Source organism: Fischerella sp. (genome assembly GCF_013388695.1).
In the GTDB taxonomy this organism is placed as follows: Bacteria; Cyanobacteriota; Cyanobacteriia; order Cyanobacteriales; family Nostocaceae; genus PCC9605.
In genome coordinates this window covers 1-6,589 of sequence record NZ_JACAEU010000206.1, presented here as the reverse complement: position 1 = coordinate 6,589, position 6,589 = coordinate 1, and the positions used below count along the sequence as shown (strand labels likewise).

Here is a 6,589-nt window from a genome sequence, read left to right as displayed (position 1 = left end):
ATTAGTTTTTCGACGCTTTTAAGCGATCGCCAACCATCAAAGGGTAATTCTAAAAAGCCTGAAACAACCAAATTTCGTTAATACACATGATGGTCTATTTGTACAGTGCGTAAGTCCTATATATTTATAATTCATAATTCATAATTCATAATTCATAATGTCTCGTACTGGTTATACTCTGCCAGTTTTTGCAGTAGCCGCCGCTAAGGCTGCTTTCATGCACCTGGGTGCAAACATAGAATCTCATTTACGTGTTGAGATTGACCTTCTTCCGGGAAAAGCAGAGATTTCTGTTTTACAAGTAGCGATGCTAGAACCTGAAAGTGCCCTAGCAATCACGCTTAGCGATCCAGGCGATAATCTAGATTTAACTCGTAACACACCCATTTGGGCTTGGGTGAGGTTATCACAGAGGCAGTCCCAAGCTTTGATTTTAGAAGCTGGCGAGGGATTGGGAAAAACAATCTCTGGAGAAGCAGCGATTTACAGCTACGCCCGTCGCCTATTCGATGCCAATTTACTCCCACTCATTCCTCCAGACCAAACAGCAACAGTGTCGATTATTCTTCCTGAAGGTCGTCAGTTAGCACAACGCACTTCTAATGAAGCTTTTGGGATTGTGGAGGGACTGGCACTGTTAGGAACAAGTGGAATTTCTCAACCCCTGTCTGCGGCTGACCACTTGGAAGAATTGCGTCTGCAATTGCAAGCTAAAGTCAAAGATAGTCCTGATTTGGTGTTTTGCATTGGTAGCAATGGTATGCAAGTAGCACAACGTTTAGGCATACCAGAGTCGGCTATTGTTCAAACTGGTAACTGGATTGGTGCAATGCTTGTAGAAGCTGGACTAACCCATGCAAATTCTGTCTTGCTATTGGGATACCAGGGCAAACTGATTAAATTAGCAGGTGGCATTTTCAATGTTTCCAGTCATCTAGCAGATGCCAAATTAGAAATTATTGGTGCCGCTGTGATTGCAGCTGGGGGTGATTTAGAAGCTGTGCGAACTGTTTTAGATGCCAAGACTGCGGATGCAGCACACCAAAAATTGATGGAATTTGGAGTAGCAGAATCTGTATTCGAGATACTGGCTGACAAAATTAGTTATAAAGCTACAGCTTATGTGCAGAAATATGCAAATGTTGCCTTAAAGGTTGGTACTGTTTTATTTAATCGTAAAGGTGATATTATCAGCCAAGACTCGCAAGCAAAAGAACTTTTACGGAAACAAGCCTAAGAGATTGTCTGAAAGGCGATCTATTTTTTAGCGATCGCCCAAGTCTTGTAGCAACGATCGCAATCTCCATAATTTCCCCAAAACTGAAATGTAATAAATCTGGTAACAACTTTACAAGAGCGATCGCACCTAGTCATGACAAATTTGCTAACTGCGAAGATATATCAGGTCAAGTAACGAAGTGCTAGAAGGAAATTGTCGGTTATCAAGGGGTTTATTCGCTAGTTTTGCACCAATTTTAATTTTTTTCGCCTATTATCAATAGATGATTTTTTTCTCCACTTTCGACTAAATAAAGTAGCTACTATTTAATTAGGGCATTAGGTGTTGTTTGATTTTTGGCATCAGCCAAATCATGCCTAAGTTTTGCAAGAGCATCTTTATTTCAGCAACATACGACTGATGAGGTCTAAACATATGTCGAACAAATCCTTAGCCTTTGGTCTAGTAGCTGCTGCAATTCTTCTCGCTCCAACTACTGCCATAGCTGACGATCAAAGTCAATACAATGAGCAGAGAACTTATCAAAATGGTGCTGCTATAGATGGCAGTATCAATGTTCAAAACTCCGAAACTCGCAGTTACCAGGAGCAAATTCAAAGAAACGACAGCCGTCGTGACTACTATCGTCGCAAATATGACGGCCGTTACTATGACCGCGATCGCGATTATGATGATGATGACCGTTACTATCACCGCCCTGACTACTATTACTATGGTCGTTAAGGCATAGCCTATTCTTCCAGTTTCAAATAGTGCCTTTAATTATTTCTTGATTTTCCGACTTAGATAACCAATCTCCGACAGCCTCAGCGATCGCATCGCTGAGGTTTGTATCTTTGATAACCACTACTGCACTAGTACTACAACGAGAGATTCAATTTGGTTTGAGCACGAACCTCTGTTCTATCAGTTTTTGAGCGATCGCCCTTTTTTGGAACTAGCGCCTACAACCTTTATTGCTTCGTCAAAGTCTCGTTGTAGTACTAGAACGTCGATTCAGTAGTAGTAGTGGTGCGTCTACTCTAATTTTGTGCATAAATATAACTATTGTGGGGTGGGCTTCTAGCCTGCCCAGAACAGGCAAGATGCCTGTTCCACAAGAAAAACATAATGCACGCTTTTTGCCTCCCCTACAGTAATTTTATTTTTATTTTATAAATGACCTCTAAGATTTAAAAATCGGGCTTGATTGTACATTATGTTAAACACTCATAATTAGAGTTGACACATCACTAGGCATAAAAAATAAATTTCTAAAACCTTATGTTAACATGTGTCGTTATTTTTTGAGAATTCTGCCTTTAAATCTTCTACATTCCAACCAAGAATTTTTGTCATTTTGGTGACTAGGGTGAGAGGGTCAAATGGTTTAGCGATCGCCCCCACTGCACCCAATTCTAAAAACCGATGTGGCTCGGTCAAGCTCCATTTTGCAGTTAAAAATATGACTGGAAGTGACTGAGTTTTGGGATTTAATTGTAGTTTTTGCAGGCAAATAATGCCATTCATTTCGGGCATCATTCCATCAAGAAGGATAGCATCTGGTTTCTCTATCTCTGCCTTGATTAATCCTTCCAAACCCGATTTCGCTACTACTACCTCCCAACCTGCAAATTTTTCCAGGCAAGCTTTAACGATGTATTGTATATAGGGTTCGTCATCAATAAAGAGAATTTTTTTGGTTGCTTTGGTTGTCATTGTCTCTACCTTCTTATTCTTAACAAGTTAAGAAAACTACGCCCCGTAATATCATGTCCGGTTGAATACTTATCATTAAGACTGACGCACCAGACACAGAGAACTCGGAATCTCCACGACCGCGCTTGGAGACCAAGTTCATAATTCAGATTGACAACAATACCAAGACTAAATAGTTAGCCTGATGTCTGCTATGCAAGTGATAAAATCTTTCTAAAAACTATTAACCAGCTTTCGTAAATAGCTGTATATATGCCTAAATATTACTCTGCTGTAATCTCTCAAGAGTTAAGAATTTGAACTTTAACTGGACGACGCGATCGCGATGTTTTCGGAAGGGCAACTAAGGTGAGAATATTGTTTTTTAATTTCGCGATCGCAGTTTGGGATTGAATTAATCTTGGCAAGGGAATAATGGTTTGAAATTGACTACTGCCAAATTCTAATTTATAGTATTCGTCATCTTTTGCTGATTTAAGCTGCTCTCCTCTGATCAAAACTACCTCATCGGTGACTTGAACATCCAGACTATCAGCCACTACACAAGGAATCATCGCACTGAAAATGATTTCTGACTTCGTTTCAAAAATCATAAATATCGGTATGCGATTATATGCGCGATCGTTCAACCACAATGATGAAATATAATCATGCCAATCCAAGTTACTCATGACATTGTTTAGGCACTGCTGCACAATATGCATTGGTTGTAAAATTTGCCAATCCTCTGAAGCCATGACATTTCCTCTTGCAATTGATTGAGTAGAAGCCACTCAGTCACATCACGACAAAAGACTAAGGTGCTTTTGTCTTAAACTAAGCAAACAAAATGAGGAAATTCTGAGGATTGTCATTCACAATTGACCAATGACCAATGACTAATGACCAATCTATTTCCAATTTAGAGCTTCAGCCACCCGATCTGCTAATCTCAAAGGGTCAAAGGGTTTGGCAATCACTCCTGCAATACGCAACAGTGAATATTGTTTATAGTTATTTTGCTGTACCTTAGCGGTGAGTAGAACTACTGGAATGGCTTGGGTTGTAGGGTTTTCTTGAAGTTTGTGAAGCAGGGTGACTCCATCGATATCAGGCATCATTACATCTAGCAGAATGGCATCTGGGTGTTCAGCCTCAGCTTTACGTAAGCCTTCGCTACCTGAAGAGGCTTTCAGCACTGTCCAACCGCCCAATTTTTCCAGACAAGCCTGAATTACCGTAGACAGATGCTTTTCATCGTCAATTAATAGAATGCTCTTTGCCGTCATAGGTAAATAAGGTAATCAAGAGATAGGGTTGCTAATATTACTCTAGCGGTATCGGTAAGGTAAAGTAGAAGGTACTGCCTTTACCTAGGATACTTTCTGCCCAGATGCGCCCTCCGTGCTGTTGGACAATTTTGCGGCAGATAGCCAGTCCTAGCCCTGTTCCTCCCTTTTGACGGGAGTCTGAGACATCAACTTGTTGGAATCTGCCAAAGATGTTTTCTAGTTTATCAGCAGGAATGCCCCTGCCTTGGTCTTTGACTTTAAACAGAACTCGGTCGGCTTGGTCTTGAACACTGATTGTAACCACAGTTTCTGCTGGCGAAAATTTAATGGCGTTACTCAGTAAATTTACTAGTGTTTGAATAATTCGATCGCGATCAACCCATATCTGTACTCTCGAAGGTAAAAGGGAAATGGTGATGTTGTTTTCCTCAGCTAAGGGTCGTAAAATATCCATTGCCTGTTGTATTAGGTTAGCAGTATCGCACCACTGCTGATTTAAACTGATTTTGTTTGCTTCTAGCCGCTCTAGGTCAAGAATGTCATTCACCAACCGCACTAGGCGCTCCGACTCGCTTGCAGCAATTTCTAACATTTGTTTAGCTGCTTTTGGTTCGTTGTCGAGTACCCCAGCAGCGAGTAGTCCCAGAGAGCCGCGAATCGAAGAAAGGGGCGTTCGCAGTTCATGGCTGACAAGTGAGATGAACTCGTTTTTCATTTTGTCAATTGCCCGACGTTCAGTAATGTCTTGAATTTGCATCACTAAGTACAATGGCTCTCCTTGAGTGTCTCGCACCAGGGAAGCACTGCAAATTACCCAAACGATGTCACCATGCTTGTGGAGGTAGCGTTTCTCGATTTGGATTTGATAAATTTCGCCTGCTAAGATTTGGTGGCGAGCATTGAGATGTCGTTCTAGGTCATCTGGATGGCAAACTTCATCTAAACTTAGATCCTCTCGCAATTCCTGTTCTGAATAACCCAAAATTTCACACAAGGCGCGATTTACTTTCAACAATCGACCATCGGGACTGATTAAAGCCATGCCATTCACGGCGTTGTCAAAGGCACTGCGAAAGCGTTCTTCGCTTTCCTGTAATTCTCGCGTCCGTTCTTGTACGCGGATTTCTAAAGCTGCACTGAGTCGTCTAAGTTACTCCTCTGCTTGCTTTCGATCGCTGATATTCTCCACTATAGCGATCGCTAGCTTTGGCCGATCTTTTCGATCGGGAATCAGCGAAACTGTTTTTCGCACCCAGATGAAACTGCCATCCCGACACTGAGAACATTTTTCAATTTGGAAAACATCTCGCTTACCTTGGAACAATTCTGTGAACAGAGCTTGGTATTTTGCGCGATCGTCTTCATGGGTTAGCTCGATAAATCTTATTCCTTGCAAGTCTGACTCGCTGTAACCAAGCAGCTTTCGATAGGCTGGGTTCACCCTAATAAATCGTCCATTCACGTCAGTGACGACAATGCCAACTGCCGAGTGTTCAAATATTGCTCGTAAAAAACTTTCGCGTTCTAGCAGGAGGGCGTTAGCCTGATTCAATTCAGTAGTTCGTTCTGCTATCCGGAGTTTCAGTATAGCCGCGTATCTCTGTGCCTGTTCAACTTGTTGATGCTTGATTTGCTCTCGGTACAGCAAAAAATTGACTAGGGCAATGAGCAAAAAAGTTAATAGAAAACAAAGAGCCATTGCCCTAAATGTAGATTTAGCCAACTTATGGTGCTGTTGTAGCACCTGATTCTCTAGAGTCGGAATCTCTTGTGCCAGTCTGCGAATTCCTTCTGTTAACTGCTGCCCCTGGTTGGTTCGCACAAGTGCCACAGCAGCTTCTAAACCTTGATTTTGGCGCACCTCAATCAGCTTATCTAGTTCAGCCATCTTAGCTGTTAGCAGCTGCTCTAAAGCATAAAATTGCCCTTGCTGGGGGCTATTATCTCTGGTTAACTGCCGCAGATACTGAAATTCTGAACCAACGATTTCGATTGCCTTTTGATAAGACTGCAAATAACGTTCATCCCCGGTGAGTAAATAGTTTCGTTGCTCCGTCTCGGCATCTTTGACCAGTGAAAGCAAGAGTTCGGTGTGCCCCTCCACTTCGTGTGTGTGATATAACCACTTTTCTTGCTGCTGATATTGCCTCGATTGAAGGTATAAAAACAAACAATTCACAATCAGGATGACCAACGCCAGTCCTAAAAATTTGTTATTCCGCTTGGCAAATATCCATTTCATTTGATTATGGATTTTATCCCAATACAGTTCAGTTAAGGATTGTCCATAGTAATTACGTGTGTGTAGAGACGTTGCAATGCAACGTCTTTACAAATTTTATCGTTAGTCAAATTATCTTATACCGATTCAAAAAATGTT

The 6,589-nt window shown here is 41.5% G+C and carries 7 protein-coding genes; 2 read left to right on the top strand and 5 right to left on the bottom strand.

Translation table 11 applies throughout. The features are described from left to right. Positions 1-157 precede the first annotated feature (157 nt). Complete coding sequence (cbiD, locus tag HXY43_RS26440) at positions 158-1,237, top strand: cobalt-precorrin-5B (C(1))-methyltransferase CbiD (RefSeq protein WP_290890142.1); 1,080 nt, start codon at positions 158-160, stop codon at positions 1,235-1,237. Positions 1,238-1,654: 417 nt separating this feature from the next. Next, positions 1,655-1,963, top strand: a complete 309-nt coding sequence (locus tag HXY43_RS26435; protein ID WP_290890139.1) for a hypothetical protein — start codon at positions 1,655-1,657, stop codon at positions 1,961-1,963. Between the two features lie 543 nt (positions 1,964-2,506). Here HXY43_RS26435 and HXY43_RS26430 read toward each other — a convergent pair. The 5 genes from HXY43_RS26430 to HXY43_RS26410 all read right to left on the bottom strand — a co-directional run bounded on the left by HXY43_RS26430 (position 2,507) and on the right by HXY43_RS26410 (position 6,451). Then, complete coding sequence (locus HXY43_RS26430) at positions 2,507-2,938, bottom strand: response regulator (RefSeq protein WP_290890136.1); 432 nt, start codon at positions 2,936-2,938, stop codon at positions 2,507-2,509. Between the two features lie 281 nt (positions 2,939-3,219). Continuing rightward, complete coding sequence (locus HXY43_RS26425) at positions 3,220-3,675, bottom strand: Hsp20/alpha crystallin family protein (RefSeq protein ID WP_026733746.1); 456 nt, start codon at positions 3,673-3,675, stop codon at positions 3,220-3,222. 153 nt (positions 3,676-3,828) lie between these two features. Then, entirely contained in the window at positions 3,829-4,206 is a 378-nt protein-coding gene (locus tag HXY43_RS26420; RefSeq protein WP_290890131.1) for a response regulator, read from the bottom strand. 37 nt (positions 4,207-4,243) lie between these two features. Beyond that, on the bottom strand, positions 4,244-5,332 hold the full coding sequence (locus tag HXY43_RS26415) for an ATP-binding protein (protein ID WP_290890147.1): 1,089 nt from the start codon (positions 5,330-5,332) through the stop codon (positions 4,244-4,246). A gap of 27 nt (positions 5,333-5,359) precedes the next feature. Next, a complete protein-coding gene (locus tag HXY43_RS26410; protein ID WP_290890128.1) occupies positions 5,360-6,451 on the bottom strand; it encodes a CHASE3 domain-containing protein in 1,092 nt (363 codons plus the stop codon). Positions 6,452-6,589: the final 138 nt, after the last annotated feature.

Bases quoted from the DNA above. Each gene is read 5' to 3' on its own strand.
- HXY43_RS26430 (WP_290890136.1), bottom strand. From the start codon at position 2,938: ATGACAACCAAAGCAACCAAAAAAATTCTCTTTATTGATGACGAACCC.
- cbiD (WP_290890142.1), top strand. From the start codon at position 158: ATGTCTCGTACTGGTTATACTCTGCCAGTTTTTGCAGTAGCCGCCGCT.
- HXY43_RS26420 (WP_290890131.1), bottom strand. From the start codon at position 4,206: ATGACGGCAAAGAGCATTCTATTAATTGACGATGAAAAGCATCTGTCT.
- HXY43_RS26425 (WP_026733746.1), bottom strand. From the start codon at position 3,675: ATGGCTTCAGAGGATTGGCAAATTTTACAACCAATGCATATTGTGCAG.
- HXY43_RS26410 (WP_290890128.1), bottom strand. From the start codon at position 6,451: ATGAAATGGATATTTGCCAAGCGGAATAACAAATTTTTAGGACTGGCG.
- HXY43_RS26435 (WP_290890139.1), top strand. From the start codon at position 1,655: ATGTCGAACAAATCCTTAGCCTTTGGTCTAGTAGCTGCTGCAATTCTT.